Annotated in this window: 7 protein-coding genes and 1 pseudogene; 3 read left to right on the plus strand and 5 right to left on the minus strand. The window is 65.3% G+C overall.

Translation table 11 applies throughout. The features are described from left to right. Window positions 1-51: 51 nt before the first annotated feature. The gene (locus tag BN1701_RS34295) at window positions 52-360 is read left to right on the plus strand and encodes a glutamate mutase L (RefSeq protein ID WP_231949855.1); all 309 of its coding nucleotides are present in this window, start codon (window positions 52-54) and stop codon (window positions 358-360) included. A gap of 281 nt (window positions 361-641) precedes the next feature. Here BN1701_RS34295 and BN1701_RS37850 read toward each other — a convergent pair. The 5 genes and pseudogenes from BN1701_RS37850 to BN1701_RS14910 all read right to left on the minus strand — a co-directional run. Next, window positions 642-1,115, minus strand: a pseudogene (locus tag BN1701_RS37850) (hypothetical protein); the annotation flags it as partial. Window positions 1,116-1,243: 128 nt separating this feature from the next. Next, window positions 1,244-1,834 (minus strand): hypothetical protein, encoded by a 591-nt coding sequence (locus tag BN1701_RS38210; protein ID WP_157367988.1) that lies wholly within the window; start codon window positions 1,832-1,834, stop codon window positions 1,244-1,246. A 79-nt stretch (window positions 1,835-1,913) separates the two neighbouring features. Next, window positions 1,914-2,324 (minus strand): hypothetical protein, encoded by a 411-nt coding sequence (locus tag BN1701_RS35570; RefSeq protein WP_157367989.1) that lies wholly within the window; start codon window positions 2,322-2,324, stop codon window positions 1,914-1,916. A gap of 162 nt (window positions 2,325-2,486) precedes the next feature. Next, window positions 2,487-2,753, minus strand: a complete 267-nt coding sequence (locus tag BN1701_RS34300; protein ID WP_172803256.1) for a YrhB domain-containing protein — start codon at window positions 2,751-2,753, stop codon at window positions 2,487-2,489. Window positions 2,754-2,761: 8 nt separating this feature from the next. After that, a complete protein-coding gene (locus BN1701_RS14910) occupies window positions 2,762-9,082 on the minus strand; it encodes an RHS repeat-associated core domain-containing protein (protein WP_082859859.1) in 6,321 nt (2,106 codons plus the stop codon). 216 nt (window positions 9,083-9,298) lie between these two features. Here BN1701_RS14910 and BN1701_RS14915 point away from each other — a divergent pair, with 216 nt between their 5' ends. After that, the gene (locus BN1701_RS14915; protein WP_157367990.1) at window positions 9,299-15,163 is read left to right on the plus strand and encodes a LamG-like jellyroll fold domain-containing protein; all 5,865 of its coding nucleotides are present in this window, start codon (window positions 9,299-9,301) and stop codon (window positions 15,161-15,163) included. Between the two features lie 666 nt (window positions 15,164-15,829). Beyond that, on the plus strand, window positions 15,830-16,492 hold the full coding sequence (locus BN1701_RS14920) for a hypothetical protein (RefSeq protein WP_054049321.1): 663 nt from the start codon (window positions 15,830-15,832) through the stop codon (window positions 16,490-16,492). Window positions 16,493-16,513 lie beyond the last annotated feature (21 nt).

The following is a 16,513-nucleotide window of genomic DNA, read 5'->3' on the forward strand; positions in this document are numbered from 1 at the left end:
CTGGCGCCCGGCCCGGCTCGCGCGGCGATCCGGTCGGTGTTCCTCAGCCACGTGATCGGCGGCAAGGGCCTGTCGCGCGGCCCCCGCTTCCGCTCGCTCGTGCGGACCGTCACCCCGGACGCGGTGCTGACGGGCGTGTCCAGGCTGGCGGGCGTCTTGGCGCGGGACGAAGAAGAAGGCGCGGTGCTCGTCGTGGACGTCGGCGGCGCCACCACCGACGTCTACTCCGCTGTATCCACTGTGGACGGTGAACGCGCGGCGACGGTCGCGCTGCCCGCCGACCGCCGCACGGTCGAGGGCGACATCGGCATGGCCAGACCGCCCCAGGTCTCGGTCTGCCAGAGGAACCCGCCGGTGTAGTAGTGGTCGCGCAGGCTTTGCGGGTGCTTGGTGCCGGTGATCGGGTCGGTGTAGTCCTTGAGGATGTCGGTGAAGAGCAGGTTGTCGGCGTAGTAGCGGAACTCGATGGTGCGGCCCATGGCGTCGGTGCGGCCGGCCAGCCGACCGGCCGGGTCGTAGGCGTTGGACTCGGTGACCACGTCGTGGGCCGCGGTCCCGTCACCGGTGAATCCCTTGACCGTCGTGGTGGCGGGCAGGTGCCGCAAGGGTTCGTAGGTGTAGGTGTATTCGGTGCCGCCCGCGTCGACGAGCTTCGAGCGGGCCCCGGTCGTGTCGTACTCGGTCCTGGTGACACCGCCCATGGGATCGGTGACCGTCGCGGTTCGCCCGAAAGCGTCATAGGTGAACCCGACGGTGCGGGCGGGGTCGTTGCCCGCGACATCCTCGACGACGGAGGTCGCGGGTGTGCCGGACGGGTTGTAGGTGTGCTTGATCCGCTGCTGGTGGGCGACGCCGGTGACCTCGTTGGTGACGGCGGGGTCGACCTGCTCGGTCACCCTCGACATGCCGTCGTAGACGTAGGTGGTCTTGGCTCCGGCGGGGACCGCGTCGGACACAGCGATCTGTTCCACCGCACGGCCGAGTCCGTCGTAGGTGGAGGTGGTCACCATGCCCGCCGGGTCGGTGACCTGGCGGAGGTCACCGTTGGCGACGTAGGCGAATCTGGTCACGCCGCCGCCGGGTTTGGTCGCGGTCAGGTGCAGGCCCGGTGGCATGGTTCCGCCGTCGACCGCGGCCTCGGTGCCGGTGGTGTAGGTGTACGACGTCGTGCGCTTGGTGGCGGCGTCGGCGCCGGGGGTCGCCGTGCTGAGCAGGTTCCCGGTCGTCGCGTAGGTATAGGTCGTCAGGTAGGTGTTGTCGGTCTCGTTCGCCGAGCGTCCGTCACGATGTTCGGTGACCCGGTTGTTGCGGGGATCGAGCGGGTCGGCCGGGTTGAGGAAGTAGGACTGGTACGAGATGTAGCAGCTGTCGCCGGCGCGGCACGGTCGTTTGGACAGCACGTCTGGCTACCCGCGGGCAGCACACGGGTCAGCGTGTTGCCCGCGGCGTCGTAGGTGTAGCTGGTGGTGCCCGTGGTGCCCCCGGGCGTAGCAGTGGAGGTCGCCGACACCGCATGCGGGCGGACACCACCCGGCGCCGGGTACGTGTACATCGTGCTGGTGTCCCCACCCGGCGAACCAGGCAACGCATGCTGGACCTCGCGGGTCCGCAAACCGAGAGCGTCGAACTCCCACGAACGCCAATACGGAGTTGGCCCACCCACCGTGGTCGCGCCGGCAGCGGCGGCACAGTTGTCGGTCGCCGTCCAGGCTTTGGACAGGCGCGCCAAGGCGTCGTAGTCGAAACACTGGGTACGGACCGGAGCGTTGTTCTGCGGGTGACCCTGAACGTTGACGATCCGCTTGACGTTGCCGAACGGGTCGTAGGTGTTCATGCCTCGGCGTTAAGCCCACGCTGCGGGATCTCCTCCACCTCATCTGCCCGTCATATCGCGCACCGGCCGAGCGATTCACCTACATCGCCCTGAGCTCGCTCCGTAGACGTATCACTACATCCTTCGAAATTCGCGATTCCTCTTTCATTTCCTCAACCCAGCGCGCGGCGAGGTCCATCCAATATTTGCGACCGGAACGCCAGGCCGTAAGAACTGTCGACTCCAAGAGTTCATCGATCGCTAGATCACCGTTTCGCTCGATCGCTTCTCGGCATGAAATCAGCTCTGTGAGGACATCCACGAATGGCCGCTCCATAAACGGCCACATCGGAACGAAGTCAGCATCTACTAATGTTGCTCGGCCTTCGGATTCAATCCCAATACCAAGCACTCCGGACGGCATCGAACCCAGCCATGCGCCGTCGCCACGGTAAAGTATCGGAATCCAGCGTCCGACATCATCCACACGGTTTGTGGTCAAAATCAACACCATGCCCCTTGAGGAAGTCCTGGAACTGCGAGCGCGCCCCGTCGTTCCACCTGCGCCCGTAGTGGCACCCTCTCCGTAACACCAACTTGTTGCCATCTGAAGGCAGGGTTCACGCCTCGGCGGTTAGCTCACACCACGGGATCTCCTCCAACCTGTCAAGGTTCACAAGTGTCCGATCTGTCGTTCTATGGGGCTACCGGATGATCCGAGGAACGCCTCCTTTCCAGACTTCGGCACCACCACTGGCCCGTTGCCCACCAGGGACGCCCTAATTTCCTTGCCAACCAAGAATTGACGGGTGTTATATCCAAACACCCAAGCCGTGGGATATTCCACGCAAGAACAGATGACAATATCCACACCGTGCGCGGGCCGCACTTGGGAATCCAAAATTCCCTGCGCGATCTCGTAGGCGTCCTGCAAGACCATCCGATTCATCATCCTGTCCTAATGAAGGCGAACTCAGTGTATCCATCAAAGGAAGCCGCTCGACCTCTACCTATTTGGTAGTCAATAAACTTTACCCGACCGTTCTTTACAACCGCGTTCCACGTATGGGCAGTTCCGTCCGCGCGCGCTCCATAGACAATGCCACGGGCGCCGTTCCCGGCCGAAATAAGGTCGTACTCAATGGTAGCCCGACTAGGCATCCAGCGCCATTGAGACCCCGCACGGGCTTCGATCTGGTCCATCCCGTACGGAATGGGTACGTCGGGGTCCAGCTTGATCGCTGAAGCAGGATGCCCGGCCAATGTCGCGTCACCAGCAACGACACAAGACGAACAGTTCTGTGTGCCACGGACCTTGTTGACATTGTGCAAGGCGCGACGGATTCCGTTGCGGACTGCGGTTCCGACGCTCCGGACACCAGCGCGGACGGCCTGGCTGATGGCGAGGTTAGCGCCCTTGCCCAGTGGCAGTAGGTTCAGGCCGAGCAGTAAGGCGTCCCATTCGTTCGCAGGCCGGTTGCCAATTGTGTAGGACCACTCACAAAATCCGGGTGCCGCTTTTCCGCTGTTGCAGAAGTAGGTGGCCCAATGGACGATCGCCTGTTCGTAGGTTTCACCCGGTTTCATCATGGTCGGCCGGCCCGGGACTCCCCGTTGCATATCCTGGCGGGTGGGCAACCGATGCCCGTGGATAACCGGCTGGTTGAGACCGTCTCCGGTCCCGGTCTCAACCTGGTGCTGATACTGCACGTCTTCCTGGGAGTCACATCCGCCGCTAGTGTCCATCGAGCAACCCACGCCGTGGTTGTCGCCGCTCCCCCTGGACTCGCAGCCGTCGCAGAAAAGGCCCGTGGGGTCCGATGCGGTGGTGGGATTGTTGTTGGCGTAGGTATAACCGGCCCAACTCTGTGGATCGGCGGGGATCAGCAGCGGGTCGACGCTGATGAAGCGGCCCAGCGTGGGGTCGTACTTGCGGGCGCCTATATCGGATAACCCGGTCGTCGGGTTCGTCGGCTTGCCCAAGAACCCGTGGTTGTCTGGCCAGGGCCCGCCCTGCGCCGCACCCAGCGCATTGCCATACGGATCGAGCTCACGACGAGTCACCGCGAACCCGACCGCATTCATCGCGACCTGCGCGGTGCCGTGGTGGTCGGCGTGCAGGTATTGGACGTTTCCGCCGGCCACCCGCATCGCGATGACCTGACCCGCGTGGCTGTAGTAGCGCGTACCGGTGATCGCCCCTGTCGATGTGTTACGAGCCCATTCCTGACCAGGCAGATAGAGAGTCGTCGTACCCGGTTCGCGACGAATCAGCTGGTTGCCGTCGGCGTCGTAGACGTAGGTGGTGTCACCCGCGGGTGTGGCGATCTTGGCGAGACGGTTGTTCTCATTCCACGTCAACGTCTGGCTACCCGCGGGCAGCACACGGGTCAGCGTGTTGCCCGCGGCGTCGTAGGTGTAGCTGGTGCCCGTGGTGCCCCCGGGCGTAGCAGTGGAGGTCGCCGACACCGCATGCGGGCGGACACCACCCGGCGCCGGGTACGTGTACATCGTGCTGGTGTCCCCACCCGGCGAACCAGGCAACGCATGCTGGACCTCGCGGGTCCGCAAACCGAGAGCGTCGAACTCCCACGAACGCCAATACGGAGTTGGCCCACCCACCGTGGTCGCGCCGGCAGCGGCGGCACAGTTGTCGGTCGCCGTCCAGGCTTTGGACAGGCGCGCCAAGGCGTCGTAGTCGAAACACTGGGTACGGACCGGAGCGTTGTTCTGCGGGTGACCCTGAACGTTGACGATCCGCTTGACGTTGCCGAACGGGTCGAAGGTGTAGGCGAGGTCGTCGACCTGTGGCCAGGCTCCCCTGGAGCTGAGGGTGGAGCGGGTAAGCCGATGGGTGTGCGAATCGCGCTCAATGCTCAGCGTTCCGCCGTAACCGCCTCCGGCGAGTTCCAGGGCGACGGGCTCACTGAACGCATTGACGGTGCTGCCAGAGACGTAGTCCCAACTCGGGCTCGTCATGGTGCGAGGGTTGCCGTGGCGGTCGTAGGTGGTGTTGAGGTCCTCGCCAAGCAGACCGCCCTTGGTGGGCGGGGTGATTCGCCTGGGTAGGCCGGTGCTGGTGAAGGCGAACGTCGTCTTGTGGTTGCCACTGAGGCCGGTTTCGCTCGTTGGTACGCCGATCACCTGGTCCCATGGCAGGCCTGCGGGGTTGTATCCAGTGACGCCGACCCTGTAGTCGCCGGTGGGGGTGTGTCGGGTGCTGTAGGCGAGCTTGCCGACGCCGTATTGCGCTGTGTCGTAGTTCCAGGAGGCGAGCTTGACCCGGGTCGCGAGGTCGATCCCGGAGTACTCGACGGTCTTGCGGTCGAGGTCGTCGTAGGTGAAGGACAGGGCCTGGCCGCGGCCGTCGGTGGTGCTGGTGATGCGGCCACCGAGGTCATAAGCGGTGGTGGTGCGTCCTGCGTCGGGGTCGACGCGTGCGGTTTGGCGGCCGAGGAAGTCGTACTCGTAGCGCCATTCGTTGCCCGCATGGTCGGTCATCTTCTCCAGCCACCCGAGCGCGGAGAAATGGTAGCCGGTGGTTTGGGCTGCTCCGCCGGTGACGGAGTTGCCGTTCACGGTTGGGGCGGCGGTGTAGTGCAGCAGTGCGGTGTTGCGGCCGCGAGCGTCCGTGACCGCGGTCGTGGTCACGCCGCCCTGCGGCGGGATGGTGGTGATGCGGTCACCACCGTGGACGGTGTTCGTGGTGGTTACAGCGGTCAGGCCACGCAGGGCGGTGACGGCGACAGGGCGGCCCGTGCCGTCGTATGTGGTGCTGGTGCGGTCATCGACGCTCGCGTCGGGGACCGACGCCAGTGTGGTGCTCGGTGTGCCGGTGGTGGCGAATCGGTTGTTGGACGAGACGACCCAGCCGTGCGAGTCGTAGAACATGGTCGCTGCCACACGGTTGCTCACACCGTTGGGGTCGGAGACGTCGTCGGTTTGGATCTGCCGGGGTTGTCCGATCGAGTCGAACAGCTTGATCGACGTGACGTAGTTGGTGCCGGTGTTGTAGTCGACCAACTTCTTCGTTGTCACCGCCGAGTGGCCGTCGTTACGAAGGAGGTACTCGTAGCGCACGTTCGGGTCTGTGGTGGGCGCCTTGGCGCGGCCGGGCATCCACACCGCGGTAAGCCTGCCGAGCGCGTCGTAGTCGACATCGGTTCGGCGGCTGCTGAGGTCGATGGTGGCGACGGTCAATCCGCGCGAGGGTTCCAGGTGGACGGTGGCGCTCTGGTTCTTCGGGTTGGTGTTGCGGATCTGGGACAGGATCCCGCCTGCGGCGGGGGTGTAGGCGATCGTGGACACCTTGCCCAAGGCGTTGGTCAGCGACGTCGGCCGGCCCGCGCCGTCGTAGACGGTGGACGATGTCTGCTCGAAGGTAAGGGTGCCCGAGCTGTTCGCCGTCGCCGTTTCGGTCCGTGTGGCGTGTCCGGCACCGGTGACCACCCCGTGGGCGGCGTTGTCGTAGTACGTCTTGGACGCGCTGAGGATGTTCGCTTGAGGCGTGCCGCCGGTCGGGCACGCCTGCTGCGACGTGGTGGTCTGCTTGAGCCGATCACGGATCCACGAAGTGAGATTCTCGGCGAACGCGTTGGTCGTACACAGGTCGGGCAGTCCGTCGGCGGACTCGGTGATCGAGACGACGCGGCCCAGATCGTCGACCTGGTTAACCGTGCTCGTGGTGCGCACGCCGCCGGAGGCGAGGTTGGTGACCGCGCGCGAGCGGGTGGTGGCGACCACTGCCGCTGTTTGGGCAGGCAGGCCGGCGCGTGACCGCGAGGCGGTGGTGGTGATCAGGCTCGGGTTGTTGACCGAGGTGCTGATCTGGGTACCGCCGTCGCCATCGAATGTTTGGGTTTCGAAGGGGGTGCCCGCGAACTGATCGGTGTCGGTCACCGACTCACCGAGTGAGTTGGCTACCGCGACCGACCGTTTCCCGCCACCGGGCAGAGTGTCGTCGTGCATGCCGCGGAAGTAGGTGCTGCGCGTCAACGTCTGCCGCTCCGGCAGGACACCGGTGCGCGTCTCGACCTTCGCGTAGCCGCGGAACTGGCCGTAGGTGCGGTGATGAGGTTTGACCAGTTCGTTGTCGTCGAAGTGGAACGCGGGCGCGCCCAGGTAGGTGTAGTCGGTGCGCTGTGTCGGTGACTGCGCGACCGTCCCGCTGAAGACCGTGTCCTGCACCTCGACACGGATGACGACGTACTTGTGGTAGTAGTCGAGGATCGGTTCTTCCTCGTACGGCAGGTACCGGAAGACCGGGAAGCACCGCTTGTCCACGTTGGCCGGGTCGCCAGGCACATTGGTGCTGGTGCACTCGGTGGGACTGTAGGTGATCTTGATGTCCGAGCCGGTCTCGGTGCGAATGTTGCTCATCCGCCAGAACGGCATGGCGGCGGCGTTGTGGTAACCGACGACTCGGTTGTCGTGTGCTTGGCTGGTGAAGCTGACCGGCGGTGTGGTCACCGAGGCGCCGGTCGCGTCGTACCCGGTGCGGACGATCGAGTCCAGCACGACCGCCGGAATCGCGGCCGGGACACTGTGGGTGAGTTGGTAGCGGTCAACCACGATGGGGCCGTTGCCTACGTTGTACTGCGTTTTGATCGCGGTGAGTCGTTTGGTGGACCAGAACGTGGGCGCGTGGTTGTTGCAGACCGCGGCTGCGAGACACTGCTGGTCGACCGGAGTGTCGGGCCAGTACGCGGCGTTCGCGGTGGTGAACTGCGATGGGTCGCAGGTGATCGAACCGGACGGGATGCAGCGCTCGGCGGTCTCGAAGACCACCTGGCCGGGCACGGTCTCGGTGTAGATCGAGCCGTTGGCCTCCCGCATGCCGTAATCGATGCGCTTGAGGGTTCCGCCACGGACGTACTGCACGCCGGTGGTGGCGTTGGCGGCACCGTAGTAGTTCGTCTCAGGTGCGTAGTAGTACGCAGTGGTGTTGCTGTCGGGGTCGCGGATGAAGTCCAGGTTCCACCGCCACGCCTTGACCGCACCGCCGTTGGCACCGTGGATCGGCACGGTCCACGCTGAGTTAGTGGTCTCCTGGCTGGTGTGCCCTGGACCGCTGTTGCGGCCGAAGAAGTACTGGACGCCGTCCGTGGTGGTGATCTTCCAGTACTCACCGTTGTGGGCACCGTTCACCGCGCCGGTGAGCTGTTCGACTCGAGCGCCGTCGTCACTGGCTGGGCGCCAGGTCTGTGTGGCGTCGTCGAATACCAGCTGCGTGGACTTGCCGTTGAGGCTCAATGTGAGGAGGTGGCCCGCCCAACACAGGTCCGGTGTCTTCTGGGCCGCGGGCAGCGCGGTGTCGTCCTTGCACGCGCGGTAGGTGCGCTCGATGAAGCCGGGCGAATACTCCCAGCCCTGGCCTATCCAGGATGACTGGTTGTTCGTTCCCGAAGTCAGGCCGTCAACCTTGGATGAGTCGTAGCTGAGCTTGATCGACGGGGCCGATCCGGCGGCGACCGGCGGCATCGAGATCGGGTACGACCACGAGAACGACCCGGTGTTCCCACCGACTGACCAGGTGCCCGAGGGGGACAGGGAGCTGGCTTCGTAGGTGCCGTTCGCTCCTGATGTGCTACCGACCGCTGCCATCACCATGGGTTGGGCGTCGGTGAAGTCGACCTTAGTGGTGACGGTCTCCGTGCCGGGGTCGTTGGCGTACTCGAGCGGTCGCTGCTCCTGGCAGTTGGGGGCTTCCGGGGTGCTCATCGCACACGCAGGCAGCTGGACCAGGCGCAGACGCGCCCCGAAGTCGCCGCCCGCGGCGTAGCGGAAGTCTGCGTAGTGGACCGTGACCTTCACCGATCGCGCGTTCTCAGAACGCGGCGTGACCGCTAGAAGGGCGCCGTGCACGCCCGCACGCTGGGCAGCGGCGGGTTCCTGCATCCGCACCTCGTACTCGCCCGCCGACCGCTCCTCCACGGCCGCCAGCGACACCGGTAGCGCGCTCGCACGTGCCGTCGCCGACTCACCAGCGGCGGTGATCCGAACGGTCGCGCTACCACCGCCCGGCAGGGCGGACTCTTTCCGAATGCCCGACGGTTCCCGGTGTGCCAGTGGCACCGGGTTGGGGTGGACGTCGTCATGGGGGATCAGCTTGTCCACGGGGGCACTGCGGGCCAGCTCGGGCTCCGGCGATGACGGCAGCGACAGCGCGGTGACGGTGGTGGCCGCCAGCGCCAAGACCACGACGATCACCCACAGTCGCAGTCGCCAGCGCGGACGCACGGCAGCAGCGGGCAGCACAATCTCAGGCATATCCCCCACACCCCAGTTCCAGGAGGCACCGCGGCCTCCGCGGCGGCAACTGTAGTTCGTCGCGCCTCGTACCGAAATACCCGCCGATCGGGTGAGCGCGTTACGGGCGAATCAGTGTGATCTGTATTCGCCTCAGCGCATCTAGCGCTGGTACGAACCTGCCGCTACCGTGCGGCCACGTCTGCGACGACCGCAGCAGGGGACACTGGGGTGATCATGAAACGTAGGGGATTGTTGTCGCGCGCCCTCGGCACGGCGACCCAAATACACGTGCGCACGCTCGTCACCGGGGTCTCGGTGCTGACGCTGACCGCCGGGCTAGTCGCGGTAGGGGCCGCGACGTCGGCGTCCGCGCAGCCTGCGACTGGCGGCCCAGTGGTCACCGAGACCGATGCGCTGCGGGCGGCCAAAGAAACCGGCAAGCCGGTGGAGATCCCTTCTCAGACCACCGAGACCCAGCAGGTGCTGGCCAACCCGACCGGCACATTCACCCTCAAGTCCCACGCCAAGCCGGTGCGGGTGAAGAAGAGCGGCGCGTGGCACGCGGTCGACACGACGCTGCGGGCCAACCCCGACGGCTCGCTCACGCCCACCGCGAGCGCACAGGCGGTGTCGTTTTCCGGAGGCGGTAACCAGCCGCTGATCACAGTCCGCAATGGTGACAAGGCTGTCGCGTTCTCGTGGTCGACACCGCTGCCCAAGCCGGTTGTCACTGGGAACACCGCGACCTACCCCGAGGTCTTTCCAGGGGCCGACCTGCAGGTCGCGGCCAACGCCGACAGCTACTCGCAGGTGTTGATCGTCAAGGACGCCGCAGCCGCGTCGAACCCGGCGCTGCGCTCAGTCACGCTGCGTGCCACCGGCACCGGCGTCAAGGTGACCACGCTGGCGGATGGGCGCTTGAGCGCCACTGACGCGGCTGGTGCGGAGGTGTTCCGCGGCCCGCGAGCGGTCATGTGGGACTCGCGAGTCGATGCCCAGGTCGGACCCACTCCGACCGCGACCGAACGCGGCAGCGGGCGGGTCTCGTCGCTGGCCGTGTCCGCCGACGCAGTCAGCGACGGCGGCACGACCACAATTACCGACCTGACACTGCGAGTGGACCAGGCCAGGCTCACCGGCGCCGACGTGGTCTACCCGGTCTACTTGGACCCGTCGCTGTCGGTGCGCAAACAGCACTGGACCAACGTCACCGACAACGGCTGGCACTACTACGACGACCCGAACCAGCACGCCCAGGTCGGCTACTGCTCGGGCTGGATCGGCTGTGGATCACCCGCGTGGCGGGCCCGCTCCTACTTCAACCTGGACTCCAGCCCACTGCTGCCCCGCAACGGCAAGACCGCCACCGTATGGCGGGCGAACTTCTTCGTCCACCAGATCTGGAGTGCCGACCACAACTGTCAAGGCGGTCAGCCCACCGTCATCTGGGAATCCGGGCTCATCGACGCGAACACCCGCTGGCCGGGACCCGCGAGCGTCGGCGTGGACACCCGGTACTCCAACGCGGGCGGCCCTTGCCCCTCAAGCGACGTCATGTTCGACGTCAAGTACACCGCGCAGCGAGCGGCGAACTTCGGGTGGGGCACCGTCGGCTTCGGTCTGCTCGCGCAGAACGAGAACGATCGAATGCAGTGGAAGAAGTTCCTCAACGACCCGCTATTCGAGGTCGACTTCAGCTTCCCGCCCAACCCGGCCACCGACCTCGCAGTGTCCAACGAGATCAAGTGCGACGGCAAGGTCGTCACCCCGGACGCCAAACCGACTCTGTCGGCCATCGCAACCGACAACAACAATCCACCACTGAACCCGGCGTTGTGGTTCCACGTGTGGGCGGCTGACGACTCCCGCCAGGCCAGCGGAGGCGGCGGCGTCCGCATCGCCTCAGGCACCCGCGGCAGCTGGCCCGAACCCGACGATTTGGGCAACGACAACTGGAAGTTCCGGGTCTACGTCGACAACAACCCCGGCAGCACGCAGAACCTCAACGCCGGCTACAGCCCGTGGTACCACTTCACAACTCTGTCCAAGCCGATCCGTCAAGCACCGACAGTGAACTCATTCGACTACCCGAATAACTACTGGGGCGCACCTACAGACGTGCCAGGGGCGATCACGTTCAACGCAAACGGCGGTGAGCACATCGCCGGGTTCACCTACTCCTTCACGGGGTCGGGCAGTCAGGTCGTACCCAGCGCCACGGACTGCTTCTACAACCGCACCTTCGGCTCCACCGGCGCCCAGGGCTGGGTGTCCAACAACAACGGCAACGGTGTCCTCCCGCTCCCGCAAGGACTCGCCCCAGGCCGCCACACGCTGTACGTCCGCAGCTTCGACGCCGCCCACAAACTGTCCCCCGAGACCGCATACACCATCTACGTCGGCCCCTCCTCGGGAGGCGCGTACCAGCGCATCGAAGCCGAGTCCACCGCACTGAGCGCTCCATCCGGGCAGAGCGTTCAGCCCGGCACGTACGCCTGCTGCGACTTCTCCGGTGGCAGCCAGGCCGTCCTGTGGGGAACCGCCGTCGGCCAGTCGTTCACCATGCGGACGAACGTGGCGGCGACCACCGACTACGAAGTCGCCTTCCAGATGACCAAGTCTTCCCACTATGGGCGCGTAGCGTTCAAGATCGACGGACAATCCGTGGGGACCGAATTCGACGCGTACTCCTCACAAGTACTGCCCACGGCAGCGCACAACCTCGGTCGCGTGCGGCTCACCGCCGGGGCCCATGACTTCACAATCACGGTCACTGGCACCAACCCGGCCAGCCAAGGCTACCGGTACATCACCGGGGTCGACGTGATCATCCTGCGCGGGCTCACCGAGTACGAGGCTGAGGACAGCACGCAGGTCGCCTTGAGCCAGCCCGCAGGTCAGTCAGTACCAGTGTCCACACAGGCCAACTGCTGCTCGGCGTTCACAGTGGAGGCTGAGGCAACGACGCGCTCAGTGCCGAGCGGGCAGTCGTTGCAGCCGACCACTTATGCCTGCTGCGCCTTCTCCGGGGGATCCCAAGTCGTCCTGTGGAACGACACCCAGGGACGTGAATTCTCCATGTCCACATCGGTCCCGACCACCGGCGACTACGAGATCCTCATGCAGATGACCCAGTCTCCCCACTACGGCAAGGTTGGATTCTCCGTAGACGGACAGCCGGTCGGCGCCGAGTTCGACAGCTACTACGCCTACGGCACCACCACACCACACAGCCTTGGAATCGTCCGGCTCACCGCGGGAACCCACACCATTACCGCGAAATCGACCGGAACCAACCCAGCGACGCAGGGCGCTCGCTACATCATCGGCGTCGACCACATCACCTTCCGGCCGATGCCAGCGTGGTCCAACACTGGACAGATCAATTTCCCGGCGACCAGCGCGGGCAAATCACTGTCGATGACCTTCACCGTGCCGATCGAAGCCGACCACGCTCTCGGCGTCGCCCTGACCACCGGGCCACAGCAAGGTGAGGTCCGATTCGACCTGAACAGGGCAGGCGACGAGAAAGCGCCCTTGAATAACACCGACACCACGCCGGTCAACACCAACGCGGGCGTCCTGGGCACCAAGTTCGTCCCGCTCGGCGGAGCGCACCTATCGGCGGGCACCTACACGCTCACCGCCACCACTGTCGACACCAACGCCGACAACAAGTTCCAGATCGGCGTCGACTTCTTCACCGTCACCCGCCTCAACAACATGACCACCACCGACTTCACCGCGGCCATGAACAACGACGGAATCGGCTCGGACAACACCGTGGCGGCGAACATCGACCTGACCACGCAGTCGGCCATCTCCGCGCAAACCCTCGCCGCCGCCGGGTTCGCCCCGCAGTCGAAGGTCCGAGTCAACGGCGCCGAGTACACCATGCCCGCGCCACGCGCGGACGGCACCGACAACGTGATCGCCCTGGGCCAGACCATCCCCCTTTCCGCGGCCCAGCAGGTCAAGGCCAGCGCGTTAGGACTGCTCGTTGCCAGCACCTGCGGCGCCACGCCGGTGACGCGAGGCTCCGTCGGCTACACCGATGGCACAGTCGACCGTCTCGATGTACCCGCCGTTCCCGACTGGATCACCGGATCGGCCGCCGGAGCGGCCGTCACCTTGCCCTACCGCAACAGCGGTGTTAACCCCGAACTCACCTCACCAACGGTGAAGCTGTTCTCCGTCTTCATGGCCACGAACCCCACCAAGACGATCAAGAACGTGACGCTGCCCAATTACGGGAGCAGCCTGCTGCCGGGGGTATGCAAGCCAGCCCTGCACGTGTTGGCGATCGCACCCCGAACCGCTGACACCGGCTGGGTGGGCACTTGGGCTGCGCCCGCGGACGTCGCCATCGCACCGCCCGGCGGAACCGGCTTCGCTAACCAGACCTTGCGCACCGTGGTCCGCCCCAGCGTCACCGGCACCAAAGTCCGCATCCGCGTGGCCAACCCGGACACCAGCACCGCGGTTACCATCGGAGCGGCCAGCATCGCCGCCCAAACCGGCACCGGAGCGGCGACCCTCGCCACACCGACGCAGGTCCGCTTCGGCGGATCCACCCAGGTGACCCTGCCCGCAGGCAGCGAAATGCTCAGCGACGAACTCACCTACCCGGCCACGATTTCTGGCAGCGGGAACCTGATGGTCAGCCTGCACATCCCCACCGCGGTGGCCCTGGCACCCACCCACTACTCACCAGGTACCCAAACCTGGTCCGCTGCGGGCAACCAGACCACCAGCACCTCCGACAGCGGCTTCACGACAGCGCTCAACGGCAGCCGCTACCTCGTCGGCGTCGACACCAACTCCTCAGAGTCGGTCGACGGCACCGTCGTGGTGCTCGGCGACCAGCTCAGCGCGAATGCTCCTGGCTTCGAGCAGAACTGGGTCGACCTCCTGCCCGGCCGCGTCGACCCGCCGCTGCCTGGCGGCCTGGTCAACGGCACCCTTGCCGGAGCATCCGAGTCAGGGCGCTGGCGGCTCAACGAAACCAGCGGTGGCACAGCAGCCGACACCGCGGGCGGCGCCAACGCCAGCATCACGGGCGGAAGCGTGGCCTGGAGCACCGAACGCGGCGGCTCAGCCACCTTCACCACCGGCGTCCTGGCCACCAGCGGCCCCGTCATCGACACCCGACGCGGCTACACCCTGTCGGCCTGGGTGAAGCTGACGACCACGAACAGCTACCGCACCGTCATCAGCCAGAGCGGGACCAACACCCCCGGCATCGCCCTGCAATACCGCCAAGACACCGGCAAGTGGACGTACGTCGCCACTCACACCGACCAAGCCAACCCCACCATCACCAAGATCGACGGCACCGCCGCGGCGCTCAACACCTGGACCCATCTCACCGCGACCTACGACGCCGAAACCAAGACCATCGCCCTCTACGTCGACGGATCGCACTTCGGTACCGCTTCCTACACCAGCGCGTGGGCCGCATCCGGTCCCCTCGCCATCGGCGGCACCAAACTGACCGGCGGAACCCTCGCCAACCAGTTCAACGGCATGATCTCTGACGTTCGGGTCTTTCCACGCGCCGCCACCGCTGACGAGGTCAAGGTCTTCCACAAGGGAGGACCCATCACCGGCGCAGAACCTGGGCTCGGCGCCCTCAGTGCGGCCAACTCCAGCAAGACCATCCAGCAAACCGTGCTGGCCAACCCGGCCGTCCGAACCGTCATGATCTCCCTGGGAGCCAATGACATCCTCGCCGGGCAGAGCCACTTCCAGGTCAGGCAAGACATCGCCGCGCTCGCCGATGAAATCCGCAAGTACAAGCGGACGGATGGTTCCGAACTCAAGGTCCTTCTCACGACCATCGCCCCGCTCGGCTTGGCCAGCAACGACCCAAGAGAGGCCGTGCGCCTCGCGGTCAACGCCGACATCAACACCGACTTCGGAGGCTTCAACGCACATGGCAAAGTCGATATCACCAACGCAGTGAGTGATCCCAATAACCAGGGGGCGGTCAGACCGAACTACCTGACCAACAACCAGCCCAACGCAAGTTACCACTCCGCAATCGCGGATGCGGTCGCCACCGCGGCATCAACCTGGCCACCTGAAATCGAGTTCTAGCAGTCAGCGCGGCCCGCCGGTGAGTCTCACCGGCGGGCCGCGTCACCCTGTCGATTTGGGTCCACCTGCCCCGATCACACGCATCGCACTCGAAAGCCGCTGGCAACGCACCGCCGCACTCCGCCGCCCCACAGACACCCGACCCCACAACCGGGTCAGCCTATGCGCGGCCTGGACTGCCGCGTAGTCGAGGGTCTCCTCCCAGGTCCGTCCTGCCGCGAATGCCCATCGCGAGCGCCACCTGGTCAATGACGTCCAACGCAACCGAAAACAGGTCGTAGCGATCCCAGTGGTCGCCATCCAGGCTGCTTTGGTGCGCTCGACGTCGGACACCTCGACCGCCATCGCAGCCCTCGTCGGTCATGCAAATCCCGTGTACGTCCCCGAGGAGCAGCCGGCCTGGAACTCTGGGGCGTCCACGGTGGCACCGGCATTCGAAGCAGTTGGCGCCACCACCGATTCGACCGGCGCAGAAATGCATCCCGGTTCGCCAACCGGGTCACGACGGCGGTCAACTCGATCACCCCCAAGCCGTCGGAGTCCCGCCTGCACGTTTTGAGACCCCTCACAGTTCGAGCAATCTCCACGTCATCCTGAAAGTGTCTATCGAACCGATCAACCGATCGTTACTCAGAGTGATAGGTCGGGCACCTGGACTCCCGCTGGTTGCGGATCAAGAGTGAGCAACGGCGGCTCGCCGACGAGGAAGCGGAGTCCGATCGTCTGCTGGCCCAGCGACGCCAGGCGTACCTGAAATGGAAGGACAAACTCGACTCGCGACGGCCATCCGAACGCGAAATGGAAACCTGGCTGAACTGCGACAAGACAATTTTCCTCGACGAGGTCTTACGCCGGTACCGCCTCGCCTGGCACGACATCATCGCCTACGCATTCCTCCAGACTCCCGCCGACAACTACAGTCGGGCACGGGTGCCCGGCGGCCCATGGCGGTACTCCCGCTACAGCCTGCGACTGTTCCTGATCACCCAGGACGGTGTCCGCGAAGTCGACACCGAACTCGACTTCGCCACCAGTTCACGCGACGGGCTGGCACGCAACAACTACCGATTCGATGCCGTGTCATCGATCCAGGTAAACGAGACCAGCGAACTCGCCTACACCCTCGATATCACCCTGATGAACGGCCCAACGAACAGCTTCCGAATCGTCGACCAAAACGACTTCAAATCCACGAGCGAAGAGAATCCAACCACGCTCTCCGAGATCAACCTCGACGCCTCCGGCTTCGGCCACGCCCTCCACATCCTGGAAGGAATCGCCGCAAAGGGCAACTGGGTCAACCGAGAACTAACTCCGTCCACTACATGAGTGGCGCATTGTCGGACACGG

The sequence above is a fragment of the Alloactinosynnema sp. L-07 genome (genome assembly GCF_900070365.1).
In the GTDB taxonomy this organism is placed as follows: Bacteria; Actinomycetota; Actinomycetes; order Mycobacteriales; family Pseudonocardiaceae; genus Actinokineospora.